Below are 14,946 nucleotides of genomic sequence, written 5' to 3'. Positions count from 1 at the left end.
ACGCCGGCGTCGCGCAGAGCCGCCGAGCCGTGCCAGCGCCGCCAGACCAGCAGCAGGCACACGGCCAGCACCAGGGCGCCGAGCAGGGCGGCACCGACCGGACCGAGCGCTCCGGCGCCGCGGCCGACCAGGTTGGCGATCGCGTTGACGATGGTCTGCAGCAGGCCTGGCTGGTTGGTGTCGTCGAGGTGGCGGAAGTCCGGCGAGGCGTACACGTTGTGCAGCGCACTGCGGGCCGCTGCGGAGTTCTCGTTGCACACCGAGCCGCGCGCGTACGCGAGCGTGGTGCTCATCGATGTGAGCCGCAGCTGCGCGTCCTCGAGGTCCTTCTCTTTGGCCGGGATGGTGGCGAGGTCGGCGATCACCGGCCGCAGCGCCACCGCGCTGCGGGGGTATGCCGTCGCCAGAGCGCTCACCTGGCGCTGTGCGCTGGGGACGTCCGCCGGCGCCTGGTTCAGGGTGGCCGCCGCCGCGGCCAGCCCAGTCTGATAGTCGAGCGCCGAACATGCGGCGGCGTCCGACGTGGTCGACGTGCTGATCACGGCTGCGCCGCCGAGCAGCAGCGCCGCGACCCAGCGGAGAGCGCGGCGCATCAGATGCTGGCCGCGAGCATCTCGATGTCGAAGGCCTCTTTGCGAATGCGCAGGTCGTAGTAGAGGAGCACGACCACGATGAAGCTGATCGGCTGGATGAGCACCGCCACCACCAGGGACGCGAGCTGGGTCAGCAGCAGCCGCATGCCGACGTCGCCGAATTGGGTGAGCACGTTGATGAGCCCGCCAACGATGGCGCCGAGGATGCCCGTGATCAGGCCGACGAGGATGGTGATGCCGAACACGCGTGGCGTCGTCCCGCGCACCAGGCGCCAGCTGCGGCGCAGCGCGGCGACGGGTCTGGCGCGCTCGAGCATGACGATCGGCGTGGCGAAGAGCCAGCGCGTGTACATCAGGATCGCCGCGAAGACCGCCGCCGGCAGCACCAGGATCAGCAGCGCCGAGCCACCCGAGCCGAAGGCGTACACCGCGCCGGCGACCAGCCCGAAGGACACCCCGAACAGCAGGATGCCGAAGCCGAAGAGCAGCATCGACACGCCCACCACGGCCCCGAGCCGCTGTCCCACGGCGCGATACGCGCTCCCCAGGCTGGCCGGCTGGTCGAGGTAGATGTCGCCGACCGCGCGGGTCATCGCCGCAGTGGCGATCGGCTGCACCACCAGCGCCTGGAGCAGCGCGATGCCGAACACCACAGCCAGCAGCGTGAACAGCGTGGAGGTGACGTTGGAGAGCTGCTCGGAGGTGATCGTGCCGCCGGCGCTGAGCTGCTGCAGCCGCGTGGTCGCGCTGGTGATGCCGGTGAGCTGGTAGGTGATGTAGCTGAAGACGGCCAGCGGCAGCTGCACGACGGCGGTGATCGAGAGGATCAGGCGGACGTTGCGGCGGTACAGCGTGAAGGCCGAGTCGAGCAACTCGCCGACGGTCTGGGCGCGAAAGCGGCCCGAAACGGGGAGGACGGGCTGCTGCTGCCACCCCCAGCCGGGAGGCGGTCCCCCCGGTCCCTGCCATGCCGGCGCGGGCCCCGGCGGCCCCCACCCCGGAAGCTGCGGCCACCCCCCGGGCGGTGGCGGAGGAGGCGGCGGAGGGGGCGGGCTCGCGCTCATCTGCCGGTATTCTGCCGCCCCGGCAGGCGCGCGGCGGTATCGTTGCCGACCGTGACACCCGATGGCCTCACCGTTCTCGACGGCGGCGACGCCCCGATTCGCGCGCTGGTGCTCGACGCGGACCCCGCGCGTCGTGGCGATGCGCCCCCGCTGGTCCAGCTGCGCGACATCGCCCGGCCGATCCCGCCGGCACCGGGCTGGGCCCTGATCCGGCCCACGCTCGCTGGGATCAACGCCCGCGATCTCGCCCTGCTCAGCTCCGACCGAACCCTGCCCCCGATGGGAGCGCCGCGACCCCTGCCGATGGTGCCGGGCTCCGAGGTGGTCGGGGTCGTCGAGGAGGTCAATGGCACCCGCTGGGCGCGCGAGGGCCAGCGCGTCCTCGTCGAGCCCAACGCGGGCTGCATGATCCGCGGCTTCCCGACGTGTGCGCGCTGCGCCGCCGGCGAGGCCGAGCTCTGCGAGAACCGCGACCGCCCCAGCGTCATCGGGCCTGGCGCGGACGGCGGCCTGGCCTCGGGCGGTGGCTGGTCGGAGGGGGTGCTGGCCCACGAGGAGATGCTCATCCCCGCCGACGGCATCTCCGACCAGCGCGGCGTCCTCGGCGTCTCCCTGGCGGCGGCCATCCACGCCGTGCTGCGCTGGAACCGGCGCGGCGACCGCGTCGCGGTGATCGGCTCGGGGACCACCACCCGCCTCGTGATCGCCGCTCTGCGGCGCCTCCATCCCGACGTCGACATCACCGTGATGGTCGACGCCCGCGGCCCGCAGCGAACCGGGCGGCGACGTCGCAAGCTGCCCGCGCACCTCGCCGTCGACGAGAGCAGCGTCGCCCGCGCGCTCGAGTGCCTCGGCGCCGCCCGGGTCTGGCGGGGCAGCCCGGCGCAGCTTCTCGACCGCACCGCCGAGCTGCTGGGGGCGCGTCGGATGATCGTCGCCGGCGACGACCTGCCGGTCCTCGACCGCGGCCTCGACGCCGTCATCGATTGCCGGGGCACCGCCGCCAGCGTCGCGCTGGGGATGCGCCTGCTCCGGTCGGGCGCGACCATCGTGGTCGCCGGCCGGGCCGGTCGCCTCGAGCTGGACTGGTCGGCACTCTGGTCGCGCGAGCTCACCATCGCCGGCAGCGGCGGCTTCGGCAGGGAGCCAGCCGGCTGGCGGACGTTCGCCGCCGTTCGCGAGTGGCTCACGGACGCCTCGTTCCCCGCCGACAGCCTGGTCACCCACCGGTACCAGCTCGACGCCTTCTCCACCGCCATCGCCACCGCCGCCGCCGGCGAGGCCGTGGGCGCAGTGAAGGTGGTCTTCGAGGCCCCGTCGGCGCCTTTCCGCCAGCGCCGCCTCGCCGTCGACACAGAGCTACCAGTGGACGACACCGCCGCCCCGATGCTGCTCGCGGCCACCGCCGCGCGCGTGCGCCGCGACGACGAGGGAGGCGGCTAGGTCGTCTCGACGTCCTTGGCCGGGGGCACGGCGCGCCGTGCTGCCAGGGCCAGCGCGGTGCGCTTCACGCCGGCGTTGTCGACCACCATCCGGGTGGCGCGCTTGCGATCACGCGCGCGCAGGCGCGCCTTCTCACGCGGGGTGAGCTCGTCAGGAACGTCGCGGTCGTCGCCGGGCATGCGACAACGGTACCGCAGGCCGCGCGAAAGGTCAGGCAGCGACCGGCGCGTGGGAGCGGCGTCCATGCAGCACGGCCCAGCCGAGCGCCGCGGCCCCGAGGGTCAGCGCCGCCCCGCCGATGAGCACGGGTGCCGGCCTGTGCGGGTGCAGCGCGCGCTGCCAGCCGCGGCGTTGCTCGTCGACCGCTGCCTCCAGCATCGCCAGCGAGCGCGCGTAGATGCGGTCGTGGTCGGCGCGGCTGAGCCTGCTGGCGGTGAGCGCCTGGGCGACCTCGGTGGCGACGTCGAGCAGCCCGCGTACCGAGGCCGGCGCCGTTCTGCCGGTGGCTCCGGCCTCCAGGGCGCGGTCGAGGATCTCTGCCGGGTTCATCAGCGTCCCTCCATCGAACGTTCCGCGGGCGTTGGCGCCCCCAGTTCCTGGCGCAGCGACGTCATGGCCCGGAAGGTGAGCAGCTTCACGGCGCCCTCGCTGCGCCCCATGATCTCGCCGATCTCCCGGTTGCGCAGCTCGCCGCCGAAGCGCAGCAACACCGCCTGGCGCTGGTCATCGGGAAGCGTCGCCACCGCGGCGCGCACCGTCGCCTCGCGGTCGCGCTGCTCGACGATCTGCTCGGGCGACTCCCCGTCGACGGGCTGGTGCTCGTCGAGGTCGAGCCACGCGGGCCGGCGCGCCTGCCGCGCCACCAGGTTGGCCGCGACGCGATACAGCCACGCGGAGTAGGGAACACCGCGCCACTCGAAGCGGGGCAGGTCCTCGATGGCCTTGGCGAATGTGGAGGCGGTCACGTCCTCAGCGAGCTCCCGGTTCCTGGTCAGCGTGTGTGCGTAGGCGTAGATCTGATCGACGTAGCGCTCGTAGAGTGGCGCGAACGCCGCCCGGTCGCGCTGCGCGGCCTCGATCATCAGGCGCTCCGCCTCGAGCTCGTCGGCGCTGCGGTGGGCCACCTCAGCGGCCGCGCGCTATCGGCGGGGTCATTGCACACAAGCCTTCATTCTGTGGCCGGGTTACGGACGCGCGGCGGTCAGAGCAGACCGATCGCCGGGCCGCACGCACCGAAGGCGGCCAGGGCGTCGTCGAGCTGCGCCGTGGTGTGGGTGGCGGTCACGATGGTGCGCACCCGCGCCCTGCCGCGCGCCACGGTGGGGAACCCGATCGCCTGCGCAAACACGCCGTGCTCCAGCAGGGCGTCGCTCAGCGCCATCGCCTGGGGCGCCTCGCCGCACATCACCGGCGTGATCGGGGTCTCGCTGTGGCCGATGTCGAAACCCAGCTCCGCCAGGCCCTTCTTGAGGTAGCGCGCGTTCACCCAGAGCCGCTCGATCAGCTCGGGTTCCTGCTCGAGCACGTCGATGGCAGCGATGCACGCCAGCACCACCGCCGCCGGGTGCGATGAGGAGAAGAGAAACGGGCGCGCCTTGTGGATGAGGTGGTCGCGCACGGTCTGCGACGCAGCGACGTACCCGCCGACTACTCCTACCGCCTTGCTGAGCGTTCCGATGTTCAGCGCGACACGGCCGTGGAGGTTGAAGTGGTCGGTGCTGCCGCGGCCGTTGCGGCCGAGCACGCCGGTGCCATGGGCGTCGTCGACCATCACCGCCGCCTCGTACTTCTCGGCACGCTCGACCAGGTCGGGCAGCGGGGCGATGTCGCCGTCCATGCTGAAGACGCCGTCGGTGATCAGCAGCACGCGCCGATACCCCTTGTCGCGCGCCTCTTTCAGGGCCCTCTCGGCGTCGTCGACGTCGACGTGCTCGTAGAGGATGCGGTCCGCCTTGGTGAGCCGGATCCCGTCGATGATGCTGGCGTGGTTGAGTTTGTCGCTGACCACGCAGTCGCCGGACTCGAGCATCGAGCCGATGACACCGACGTTGACGGTGTAGCCGCTCTGGAAGCAGAGCGCCGCCTCGGTGTGTTTGAACGCCGCCAGGCGCGCCTCCAGCTCTTCGTGGATTGACTGCGTCCCGGCGATGGTGCGCACCGCGCCGCTGCCCGCTCCCCACTCGCTGGCGCCTCTGACCGCGGCTTCGATGAGGCGCGGGTGGGTGTTGAGGCCGAGGTAGTTGTTCGACGAGAGGTTGATCAGCCGCCGCCCGCCGACGACCACCTCGGCCATCTGCGGCGACTCGAGAACCCGCAACGGCCGGAACAGGCCCTCGTTGCGGAGGGTGTCGAGATCCTCCTCGAGGGAGGCGTCGAGATGGCGGACGGCGTCAGAGGTCCTGGTGGATTCAATGGCCATCTGGTGACCATACGGGAACGGCCACCGCCGGGCCAGACCACCACGCCCAACGCACAGCGCACCTCAAGCCCGGCACCAAGGCCCCTGCTACCCTGACTACCACACATGCGGCGCGTATCGGTCGTGGGCAACTCCGGCGCGGGCAAGTCTGTTCTGGCCGCACAGCTGGCACAGCGACTACAGGTGCCGCACATCGAGCTCGACGCAATCTTCCACCTGCCGGACTGGCGCGAGCTGCCCGTCGACAGGTTCCGAGCGGCGGTACTGCAAGGCACATCGGCCGACGGCTGGGTGGTCGACGGCAACTACGCGGCGGTGCGTGACAGCGTTTGGGCCAAGGCCGACACAATCGTCTGGCTCGACCCGCCCCGTCGTGTGGTGATGCGCCGGATCATCCGCCGCACGTTCACCCGCATACTCCTCCGTCGCCGGCTCTGGAATGGCAACAGAGAGAGCGTCAAGAAACTGTTCTCCCGGGACCCGGAGCGCTCGATCATCCTCTGGTCGTGGACCAAGCACGCCGACTACCGAGCCCGCTACACAGCCGCCACGGCCGACCCGCGGTGGTCACATGTGCGCTTCGTGCGCGTCCGATCAGCAAGCGAGGCACAAGCGCTGCTGGCTTCCATCGCATGACTCGCCCACACCGACGGCATCACCCCGGATGCAGGGACACCTTTCCGCAGTGGCCCGACTTGATCAGCTCGATGGCGGCCACGATCTCGCTCATCGCATAGTGGTGCGTGATCAGCGCGCTGACGTCGACCGCGCCGCTGCGCACGTACTCCATCGTCGCCTCCCACGTCTGGGGTAGCCGCCGTCCGACCACGCCGTGCAGGCTGATGCCGGTCATGACCACGTCGTTGGAGAGGTCGAGCGTGGCCGGCTCGTCGCCGATGCCGAGCAGGCTGATCCAACCACCCGGGCGCACCAGCCGCGTCGCCGCGATCACAGCGCTTGGCGCGCCGCTCATCTCCAGAGCGCAGTCGATGTCGGCGCCGCGCGCCGCCGCGCGAACGCTGGGCTCGACGTTGTTGTCAGCCATCACCAGCGACGTCGCCCCCATCCGCTCGGCGAGCTCGAGCCGGTAGCGGTTGCGGTCGACGGCGATGACCGCCGCCGCTCCCTCAGCGCGCGCGATCGCGATCGCAGCGCAGCCGATCGGCCCGCAGCCGAACACCACGACGGCACGCCCGGCGAGCTCACCGTAGGAACACGCGTGCACGGCGTTGCCGACGGGCTCGAGCGCCGCCGCCACCTCAGACGTGGTGTCGTCGCTGATGGGGAACACGTTGAGCTGCGGAACAACGACCAGCGACGTGAACCCACCGTCGACGTCGACGCCGAGGATGCGCGTGTTCGGGCACACATGGAAGTCACCGCGCGCGCACGAGTTGCACTGCCTGCAGACGATGTGTGACTCCACCGCCACGCGCCGTCCGTCCGGCAGGTCCGCACCGGGTCCGCGACCCACCACCTCGCCGCAGATCTCGTGACCGATCACCCGGGGCGGGTGGACGCGCGCTGCCGCCCACGGGTTCCAGTCGTAGATGTGCACGTCCGTGCCGCACACCGACGCCGCGGCGACGCGCAGCAACAGTTCGCCGTCGCCCGGCACCGGTTGCGGAACATCGGCGAGCACCAACCCGGGCGCGGCGATCGGCTTGACCACGGCCTGCACAGCGCGCGGATTATCCCCGTCCGCCCCCGGCCAGCGTCTGCCGGCATTGTCCCGTGCGCGTCCGCGCTAGGCATCGACAGTCGGTGCGGTGAGCAGCGCCGCACGTCGGGCCGGGTGAAGTGGAGCTGGATGGCGGCCTCCGCCTGCGCCGGCCCATGGCCGTCGAGCCGCTCGCGGTGTACGAGCGCCGCGGTGACGGCCACACCGTCTCACGCCACTGCGGCACCACCCCGCAGGCGGAGGCGCAGCGCCTCCGTGAGCATCCCTGGCTGCCCGCCACCGGGTCCTTCCCCGACGTGGCCACTGCGCAGCGCTGCGTCGAAACCTGCGTGGCGCTCAATCGGGCCAAGGTGGAGCGCTGGCGGCGCGGGGGGCGCCCGCGCCTGGCCATCGGGGTCACCATGGACGAGGTGATCGGCAACGAGCTGCGTCGCGACCGCTGGGAGGTCGGCCGCCCACCGCTGCCGGCCACCTCCGTTCGCGTGGTGCTGAAGCGTCATCGCGGCTACCGGTCAGGGTTCGCGGTGCTCACCGCCTACCCGGTCAACCAGAACGGCCGCCACCCGTTGTCAATCCATCCATGAGCCACGGAGGCATCCCGATGTCGCGCCAGGACAGCCTCGACGACCCGGTCACCGCCTACCCCCAGCTGGAGCAGCTCTTCGGCGCCTACTTCCATCAGGAGTGGGGGCAGGACGGGGATGGCTGGGAGGCGGTGGTCGACGAGTTCGTCGCCGCGTCGCCGGGCAGCGTCGTCACCGGCACTGCAGCGGAGCTCCGCGACCTCCTGGCCGCCGGCTTCAGCGACGCCGAGCTCACAAACGTGCTCGACGGCCTTGGCGCCAGCGTCGTGCCGACGGCGTTTGGCCTGACTCCATCCTCCTGGCTGGATGCGGTTCTGGAACGGCTGATCCAGGATCCCTGACCCCGCCTGCCGCCTCGTGCCAGCCTCACCCGGCGCGGGGAGCCTCGGCGGTGCGCCGCACCAGTGCGATGCTGTGGAGCACGAAGGTGGGCACCAGCAGCGGCAGGGAGATGACCAGGGCCACGGTGTTCACAGGCCCGCTGCTCAGCCGCACGATCATGAGGATGAACAGCACCAGGCCGATCGCCGCGGTGTTGCGCCGCCCCCACACGGTGTGCACAAGCTCGGGCCGCTTGCCGGCCAGGAAGATGAATGGGGTGGCCAGGAACGGGCCGAGATAGCGGAAGAGGATGCCCGCGGCCAGCCAGCCCGGTGCGATGCCGAGCAGCCAATTGCCCACCGCCGCCATCGCGAAGAAGAGCACGTCCATGGCGGGGTCGAGCGCCTTGCCGAGCGCGGTGATCGGACCGAAACGGCGCGCGATCCAGCCGTCGACGAAGTCGAGCATGCCGGTGCTGCCGCCCACCGAACACCACAGGTAGAGGCCGAGCGAGCCGGGCAGCGAGAGAGCGGCGCAGAGGATCAGCGGGAAGCAGAACCAGGCGCGGATCGCGCTCAGCCCGTTGGGGATGCCGTAGCGGTCGATGCGCGTCCCGTCGGGGGTGTGCAGCAGGGACGTGCCGCCGACCAGGAACACCGACACCGCCGCCCACCAGCCAGCCGCGCCCAGCGCCAGCGGCAGCACCGACCCGCGATCGTGCAGCGTCGCGAGCGGGATGGTGAACGCCTCAGTGAGTACCAGGCCGGTGCTGAGCCAGAACCACAGGGAGCGGCGCAGCCGGGGGCTGCCGCGGAGCAGCGCGAGGGCTTCGCCGACGAGGCCGCCCAGCCCGGCGGGCGAACCGACGCGGACCAACAAGTTCCTACTGGACCGCCAGGCAGGTGATCGTCTTGAGGACCCCGTTGGACTGCACGCGCTCCACAACGAGGCGGCCGATCCCGGCGATGTCCTCAGCCTCCACCTCGGCGATGACGTCGTACTCGCCGGTGATGGCATCGGCGTGGATGACCCCGGGCGAGGAGCGCAGGCGCTCGACCACCTCGAGAGCCTTCCCGGCGGTGGCGGTGATCAGCACGTACGCCCGGACCATTGCAATTCCTCCGTGCCCGCGGTGGGGGCCGACGATAGCACCGCCCGCGCCGTCACTCCCCGCACCAGAGGGCCCTCGGAAAGCGTCGCGGACCACAATGGACACCTCATGCCGTGGAGCCTGCTGATCCGCCTCCTCTCGGGGTTCGTCTTCTGGCGACTGCTCGGCAACCGGCGCCGCACCGCGGCGCAGCGCGCGTTCGGGTCGGCGACCGCGCGCAATCCCGCCGTGGCCCAGCGCGTCCGCGACGCGCGCGACGCGGCGACGCTGCTCTCGCGCCTTGTGGTGGCGACCACCTTCGGCATCGCCACCGCGCTCTGCCTCGCCGGCGGTACGAGTAGCGTGGTGCTCAGCCCGCGCTGGCTCGGCGGCGTGTTGCTCGCCATGGGCGTGCTCTTCGCGATGCTCACCATCCGCGAGGCCCGGCTGGCGAGACGCCTGGTCGCGATGCGCCGCCTGCGCCGCCGAGACAACAGGCTTCGCGAAGAGGTCTGAGCCTCCGAACAGCCACGAAGGAAAGGGGCGGGGCGGCGTCGCGGAGGGAGCATTGCGAGCAGCGAGGGAGACCGACTGGGCGAAGCCCAGGGGCTCCCGATGCGACCGCCGAGCACCAGCGACCGGAGCGATGCCGCCCCGCCCCTTTCCTTCTTAGGACAGGTACGGCGCCACGCCGGCGGCCTGCTCGGCGGCGTCCATGATCGTCTCGCTCACCGTCGGGTGGGCGTGGATGATGGCGCCGAGCTCGTCGACTGTGAGCCCGTCCGAGATGGCCACGCCGACCTCGTGGATGATCTCCACGGCGTGCACGCCCATGACGGTGGCGCCGAGGAGCACGCCGGTCTTGGCGTCGGAGTAGAGCTGGGCCAGCCCGTCCGGTTCGCCCTCCCCGAGCGCCTTGCCGTTGCCGAGGAAGCGCGCTTGGCCGACCTTGACCTCGTACCCGCCCGCCTTGGCCGTCTCCGAGTTGAGGCCGACCATGGCAATTTCAGGATGGGTGTAGATGCACGAGGGCACTACGGTGCGGTCCATTGCCATGATGTCGTGGCCGAGCGCGTTCTCCACCGCGCGCGCTGCTTCCGCGCTGGCCAGGTGGGCGAGCTGGAGGCCGCCGATGCAGTCGCCCGCCGACCAGATCTTCTCGTTCTTGGTGTGCAAGTGGTCATCGACCTCGACGTACCCGCGCTCGTCCACCACCACGCCCGCTTCCTCGAGGCCGATACCGCCTGTCTCCGGTTTGCGGCCCACCGACACCAGCAGCAGGTCGGCGTCGACGTCGGTGCCGTCATCGAGATGGGCGGTGAGCGAGGCCTTGCGATAGTCGACCGACTCCACGTTGTGCCCGGTGTGGAAGGTGACGCCCTGGGCTTCGACGAGCTTGCGGAACTGCGCGACGATGCGCGGGTCGACGCCGGTGAGGATCTGGGGCAGCACCTCGACCACGGTCACCTGCGTGCCCAGCGCCGCGAACAGGCTGGCGAACTCGCACCCGATCACCCCGCCGCCGATCACCAGCATCTTCTTGGGGATCTTCTGCAGCCGCACGATGCCGTCGGAGGTGACCACGCAGGGGTGATCCATGTCGATGCCCGGCAGTCCACTGGCGACGGTGCCGACGCACACGATGAGGTGGTCGAAGGGCAAGTGCTCCTTGCCGCAGACCACCTCGTCGCCCTCGATGACGCCCTGCTCGCGCACCACGCGCACCTTCTTGCGCTTGCACGCGGCCTCGACGCCGGAGCGCATCTTCAGGACCACCTCCTCCTTGCGCTCCATCATCCGCGCGAAGTCGATGGTCGGCTCTTCCACCATGATCCCGTAGTCCGAGGCGTGCCGGATCCTGCGCAGCAGGTCGGCGCCGGCGAGCAGCGACTTGGTGGGGATGCAGCCCCAGTTGAGGCAGGTGCCCCCGAGCTCGGCGCGCTCGATGAGCACCGTGTCAGCGCCGAGCTGGGCGGCGCGCAGCGCGGCGACGTCTCCCGCCGGGCCGCCGCCCAGCACAACGACCCGCGGGCTCACGAGTCGCCGGCGGCCTTCGGGTCGGAGGATGCCTTGAGCTCGGCGGGCTGCAGGCCTTCCTCGGACTGCTTGCGTGCCAGGATCGGCGAGCTGGCGATGGCGCCGGTGATGATCCGCTCCTGCTCGATGCGGTGCGAGCCGGCCGATCCCTCCGACGGGCTGGCCCGGCGCGGCCGGCCGATGTAGTCCCAACGGATGTCGTACGGACGCCGCTTGCCGATCGGCCGCGAGAGGTGCGGCCACGCGCCCATGTTCGCCGGCTCCTCCTGCACCCAGTAGATCTGCTCGAGGTTGGGGTAGGTGCGGATGAGCGCGAGCACCTCGTCGACGGGCAGCGGGTTGAGCAGCTCGATGCGGACGATGGCGAGGTCCTCCGCCTCGCGGCGATCGGGGTGCAGCTCCAGCTCGTAGTAGATCTTCCCGGTGCAGAGCAGCAAGGTGTGCACGTTCTTGCGCTGCTTCGGCGTCGCCGAGGTCACCGGGTCGTCGAGGACGGGGCGAAACTCGCTGTCGGCGAGCTCGTCGAGCGTGCACGACGACTCGGCCAGGCGCAGCAGCCGCTTGGGGGTCATGATCACCAGCGGTCGCGCGGTCGGGGCGATGGCCTGGTCGCGGAGCAGGTGGAAGTACTGTGCTGCGGTCGAGCAGTTGGCGACGCGCATGTTGCCGTGGGCGGCGAGCTGCAGGAAACGCTCGAGCCGCGCGCTCGAGTGCTCCGGCCCGTTTCCCTCGTAGCCGTGGGGGAGGAGCAGGACGAGGCGCGAGCGCTGTCCCCACTTGGCCAGCGCCGACGAGATGAACTGGTCGACGACCATCTCGGCGTTGTTGACGAAGTCGCCGTACTGCGCCTCCCAGAGAACTGTGGTGGTGGGGTCGGCGGCGCTGTAGCCGTACTCGAAGCCGAGGCAGCCGACCTCGCTGAGCGGGCTGTTGTACACCTCGAAGGTGGCCTCGGCGCCGACCAGGTTCTGCATGGGGATCCACTCCGCGCCATCGCGGTCGTCGTGGAACACCAGGTGGCGCTGGCTGAACGTGCCGCGCTGCGTGTCCTGGCCGGAGAGGCGGATGGGGTGGCCCTCGGTGAGCAGGCTCGCGAACGCCAGCGACTCCGCGGTGCCCCAGTCGACGCCGCCACCGTCGCGGACGGCGGCGCGGCGACGTTCCAACTGCTTGGCCAGCTTGGGGTACACGTGGAAGTCGTCGGGCGCGACGATGAGCTGCTCATTGAGCGTGACCAGGATGTCGCGCGCCACCCGCGTCGACGGCCGCGGGGTCTCCGTCTCGTGCGCGGTCGAGTCCTCCGACTCCTCAGGGATGTCGGTGGCGAGCGTCGCCTTGACCTTCTTGTGTGCCTCCGCAAGAGCGCTGTACGCGGTCTCGAAATCGTTGGCGCCGTCCGCCTCGGTGATCAGTCCGTCGCCGACCAGCTTGTGCAGGTAGATCTCGCGGGCGGTGGGGTGCTCCTTGATCTTCTGGTACATGAGCGGTTGCGTGTACGACGGCTCGTCGGTCTCGTTGTGCCCGAAGCGGCGGTAGCCGATGAGGTCGATGACCACGTCGCGGTGGTACGTGCGCCGGTAGTCCCAGGCCAGCCGCACCGCGTTGATGCAGGCCTCGATGTCGTCGGCGTTGACATGCACGATCGGGCAGTCGAAGCCCTTGGCCATGTCGCTGGCGTAGCGGGTGGAGCGCGCGTCGGCGGCCTCGGTGGTGAAGCCCACCTGGTTGTTGGTGATGAGGTGCACCGTGCCGCCCGTGGCGTAGCCGCCGAGCGACTGCAGGTTGAGCACCTCGGCCACGATGCCCTGGCCCGCGAATGCGGCGTCGCCGTGCAGCAGCACCGGCACCGCCACCGTGGGATCGACGTGGATCGTGCTCGAGCTCCGCTTGGTCTGCTCGGCGCGCGTCCATCCCTCCACCACCGGGTCCACCGCCTCGAGGTGCGACGGGTTGGACAGCAGGCGCACGGTGATTCCCTTGCCGTTGTCACTGATGTAGGTGCCGACCGAGCCGATGTGGTACTTGACGTCCCCGGTGGGCGCGTCGTTGAGCGACGCCACCGCGCGGCGCATCTCGCCGCGCTCGAAGGCCACCAGGATGGCTGCGTACGGTCGGTTGACGACGTGTGCGATGGTGGCCAGGCGTCCGCGGTGGGACATGCCCATCACCACCTCGCCGATGCCGTCGTCGGCGATGACGCCGAGCAGGCCCTCGAGCATCGGCACCATGGCGTCGACACCCTCGGCGGAGAACGTCTTCTGGCCGATGAACGTGCGCCGCAGGTATCGCTCCATGGCCTCGACCTTGGTGAGACGCTGGAGCAGGCGGCGCTTCTGGTCCGGGCTGAAGGGCAGTCGGTACGCGCCCGACTCGATGTGCTCGCGCAACCAGACGCGCTGCTCATGGCTGGCGATGTGCTCGATCTCGTACGCGATGGTCCCGCAGTAGGTGCGGCGCAGGTTGGGCAGCACCTCTGCGAGGTTGCGTCCGGGCACGTACACGCGCAGCACGTCGGCGGGGATCTGCTCCATGAGGTCTGGGGTGAGCCCGTACGTCTCCGGCTCCATGGCGGGGTCACCGAGCGGCGGCGTTCCGAGCGGGTCGAGGTGGGCGCCGAGGTGGCCATGGGTGCGGTGTGCCTTGATCAGCGACGTCGCGGCCTGCACGGCGGCGAGCATCCGGTGCGACGGCACAGCAGTGGTCGCGGTGCTTGGCTCCGCCGCCGCTGTCGCCGTGGCGGGGCGTGCCTCGGCGCTGCTGCGCGGGATGTCCGCGGCGGGAAGCCCGAGGCCCAGGCTCTCGAACACCGCGCCGTAGAAGTCACCGTCGCCGTTGAGCATCGCCTCGATGCGGCCGAGGAACTCGCCCGATTGCGCACCCTGGATGACGCGGTGGTCGTACGTCGAGGTCATGGTCATGACCTTGGCGACGCCCAGCTCGCGCAGCCGCGACTCGGAGGCGTCGCGCCACTCCGCCGGGTAGCCGAGCGCCCCCACAGCGACGATGGTGCCCTGTCCCGGCATCAGTCTCGGCACCGAGGCCACCGTGCCGATGCCGCCGGGATTGGTCAACGTGATGGTGGCGCCGCGCAGCTCGTCGGCGGCGAGCGCGTTGGTGCGGGCGCGGTCGATGAGGCGCTCGTACTCGGTGCGGAACTCCGCGAAGGTGCGCTCGCCGGCGTCCCGGATCACCGGTACCACCAGGGACCGGGTGCCGTCCTTGCGCCGGCTGTCGACGGCGATGCCGAGGTGCACGCCGCTGTCGACGCGCGCCGGCCTGCCCTGCTCGGTGCGCGCGAAGTGCGCGGACATCTCGGGCATCTCCGCGGCCGCCCGCGCGATCGCGTAGCCGATGAGGTGCGTGAACGACACTTTGATCTGCTGGCCGGCGGTGGTGAGCCCGAGGTTGAGCTCGCGGCGGCGGGCGTCGAGAACGGTGACCGCGATGGTCCGGAACGACGTCGCGGTGGGGATGTCGCGGCTCTGCTCCATGTACTCCACAAGAGACGCGGCCGGGCCGCGTAGCTCGACGACGCCGTCGCCGGCGGGAGCGACCGGCGCGGCGCTCTTCGGCTGCGCGGGCTGGGACGGCGCGGCAACCGCCGCGCTGACGTCGGCGGCGCGCAGCAGGCCCTGGGGACCGCTGCCGGTGACCGAGGCGAGGTCCACCCCTGCCAGGGCGGCGCGTCGGCGCGCCAGCGGGGTCGCGCTGACC

16 protein-coding genes are annotated in these 14,946 nt (G+C 71.1%); 5 read left to right on the top strand and 11 right to left on the bottom strand.

Features of this window, described 5'->3' with window-relative positions:
* Both JF886_RS02520 and JF886_RS02515 read right to left on the bottom strand, forming a co-directional pair.
* A partial coding sequence (locus tag JF886_RS02520) for a hypothetical protein (protein ID WP_337309284.1) occupies nt 1–593 on the bottom strand: 593 nt, incomplete at its 3' end.
* Nucleotides 593–1,657: a DUF7847 domain-containing protein gene (locus JF886_RS02515; protein WP_337309282.1), complete on the bottom strand. Its 1,065-nt coding sequence runs from the start codon at nt 1,655–1,657 to the stop codon at nt 593–595. The genes JF886_RS02520 and JF886_RS02515, both read right to left, overlap by 1 nt.
* A 51-nt stretch (nt 1,658–1,708) precedes the next feature.
* Here JF886_RS02515 and JF886_RS02510 point away from each other — a divergent pair, with 51 nt between their 5' ends.
* Nucleotides 1,709–3,100, top strand: coding sequence for an alcohol dehydrogenase catalytic domain-containing protein (locus tag JF886_RS02510; RefSeq protein WP_337309281.1), 1,392 nt, complete (start codon nt 1,709–1,711; stop codon nt 3,098–3,100).
* On the opposite strand, the gene JF886_RS02505 is transcribed toward JF886_RS02510, so the two are convergent.
* The 4 genes from JF886_RS02505 to JF886_RS02490 form a co-directional block, all read right to left on the bottom strand.
* A complete protein-coding gene (locus JF886_RS02505; protein ID WP_337309280.1) occupies nt 3,097–3,279 on the bottom strand; it encodes a hypothetical protein in 183 nt (60 codons plus the stop codon). The genes JF886_RS02510 and JF886_RS02505 overlap by 4 nt on opposite strands.
* A 31-nt stretch (nt 3,280–3,310) precedes the next feature.
* The gene (locus tag JF886_RS02500) at nt 3,311–3,649 is read right to left on the bottom strand and encodes a hypothetical protein (RefSeq protein WP_337309278.1); all 339 of its coding nucleotides are present in this window, start codon (nt 3,647–3,649) and stop codon (nt 3,311–3,313) included.
* Complete coding sequence (locus tag JF886_RS02495) at nt 3,649–4,224, bottom strand: RNA polymerase sigma factor (RefSeq protein ID WP_337309276.1); 576 nt, start codon at nt 4,222–4,224, stop codon at nt 3,649–3,651. The genes JF886_RS02500 and JF886_RS02495 overlap by 1 nt, the downstream gene beginning before the upstream one ends.
* Nucleotides 4,225–4,301: 77 nt before the next feature.
* The gene (locus JF886_RS02490; protein ID WP_337309274.1) at nt 4,302–5,519 is read right to left on the bottom strand and encodes a glycine C-acetyltransferase; all 1,218 of its coding nucleotides are present in this window, start codon (nt 5,517–5,519) and stop codon (nt 4,302–4,304) included.
* Between the two features lie 105 nt (nt 5,520–5,624).
* Here JF886_RS02490 and JF886_RS02485 point away from each other — a divergent pair, with 105 nt between their 5' ends.
* Nucleotides 5,625–6,155, top strand: a complete 531-nt coding sequence (locus JF886_RS02485; protein WP_337309272.1) for a P-loop NTPase family protein — start codon at nt 5,625–5,627, stop codon at nt 6,153–6,155.
* A gap of 19 nt (nt 6,156–6,174) precedes the next feature.
* Here the strand turns inward: JF886_RS02485 and JF886_RS02480 are convergent, their stop codons facing one another.
* On the bottom strand, nt 6,175–7,200 hold the full coding sequence (locus JF886_RS02480; RefSeq protein ID WP_337309270.1) for an alcohol dehydrogenase catalytic domain-containing protein: 1,026 nt from the start codon (nt 7,198–7,200) through the stop codon (nt 6,175–6,177).
* A 155-nt stretch (nt 7,201–7,355) separates the two neighbouring features.
* Here JF886_RS02480 and JF886_RS02475 point away from each other — a divergent pair, with 155 nt between their 5' ends.
* Together JF886_RS02475 and JF886_RS02470 are read left to right on the top strand one after the other, a co-directional pair.
* On the top strand, nt 7,356–7,784 hold the full coding sequence (locus tag JF886_RS02475; protein WP_337309268.1) for an RNase A-like domain-containing protein: 429 nt from the start codon (nt 7,356–7,358) through the stop codon (nt 7,782–7,784).
* Nucleotides 7,781–8,125: a contact-dependent growth inhibition system immunity protein gene (locus tag JF886_RS02470; protein WP_337309266.1), complete on the top strand. Its 345-nt coding sequence runs from the start codon at nt 7,781–7,783 to the stop codon at nt 8,123–8,125. The genes JF886_RS02475 and JF886_RS02470 overlap by 4 nt, the downstream gene beginning before the upstream one ends.
* A 25-nt stretch (nt 8,126–8,150) precedes the next feature.
* Here JF886_RS02470 and JF886_RS02465 read toward each other — a convergent pair whose 3' ends face one another.
* Both JF886_RS02465 and JF886_RS02460 read right to left on the bottom strand, forming a co-directional pair.
* Nucleotides 8,151–8,984: a CDP-alcohol phosphatidyltransferase family protein gene (locus JF886_RS02465; protein WP_337309263.1), complete on the bottom strand. Its 834-nt coding sequence runs from the start codon at nt 8,982–8,984 to the stop codon at nt 8,151–8,153.
* Between the two features lie 4 nt (nt 8,985–8,988).
* Entirely contained in the window at nt 8,989–9,216 is a 228-nt protein-coding gene (locus tag JF886_RS02460) for an Lrp/AsnC ligand binding domain-containing protein (RefSeq protein WP_337309262.1), read from the bottom strand.
* Between the two features lie 108 nt (nt 9,217–9,324).
* Here JF886_RS02460 and JF886_RS02455 point away from each other — a divergent pair, with 108 nt between their 5' ends.
* Nucleotides 9,325–9,711 (top strand): hypothetical protein, encoded by a 387-nt coding sequence (locus tag JF886_RS02455; protein WP_337309260.1) that lies wholly within the window; start codon nt 9,325–9,327, stop codon nt 9,709–9,711.
* Between the two features lie 153 nt (nt 9,712–9,864).
* On the opposite strand, the gene lpdA is transcribed toward JF886_RS02455, so the two are convergent.
* Nucleotides 9,865–11,232, bottom strand: a complete 1,368-nt coding sequence (gene lpdA, locus JF886_RS02450) for a dihydrolipoyl dehydrogenase (protein WP_337309258.1) — start codon at nt 11,230–11,232, stop codon at nt 9,865–9,867.
* On the bottom strand, nt 11,229–14,946 hold a 3,718-nt coding region (locus JF886_RS02445; protein WP_337309255.1), incomplete at its 5' end, for a multifunctional oxoglutarate decarboxylase/oxoglutarate dehydrogenase thiamine pyrophosphate-binding subunit/dihydrolipoyllysine-residue succinyltransferase subunit. The genes JF886_RS02445 and lpdA, both read right to left, overlap by 4 nt.

Source organism: Candidatus Aeolococcus gillhamiae (genome assembly GCF_016464765.1).
Lineage (GTDB): Bacteria > Chloroflexota > Dormibacteria > Aeolococcales > Aeolococcaceae > Aeolococcus > Aeolococcus gillhamiae.
Note: the sequence above shows the minus strand (reverse complement) of the source record. Positions and strands in the feature narration are given on the sequence as shown.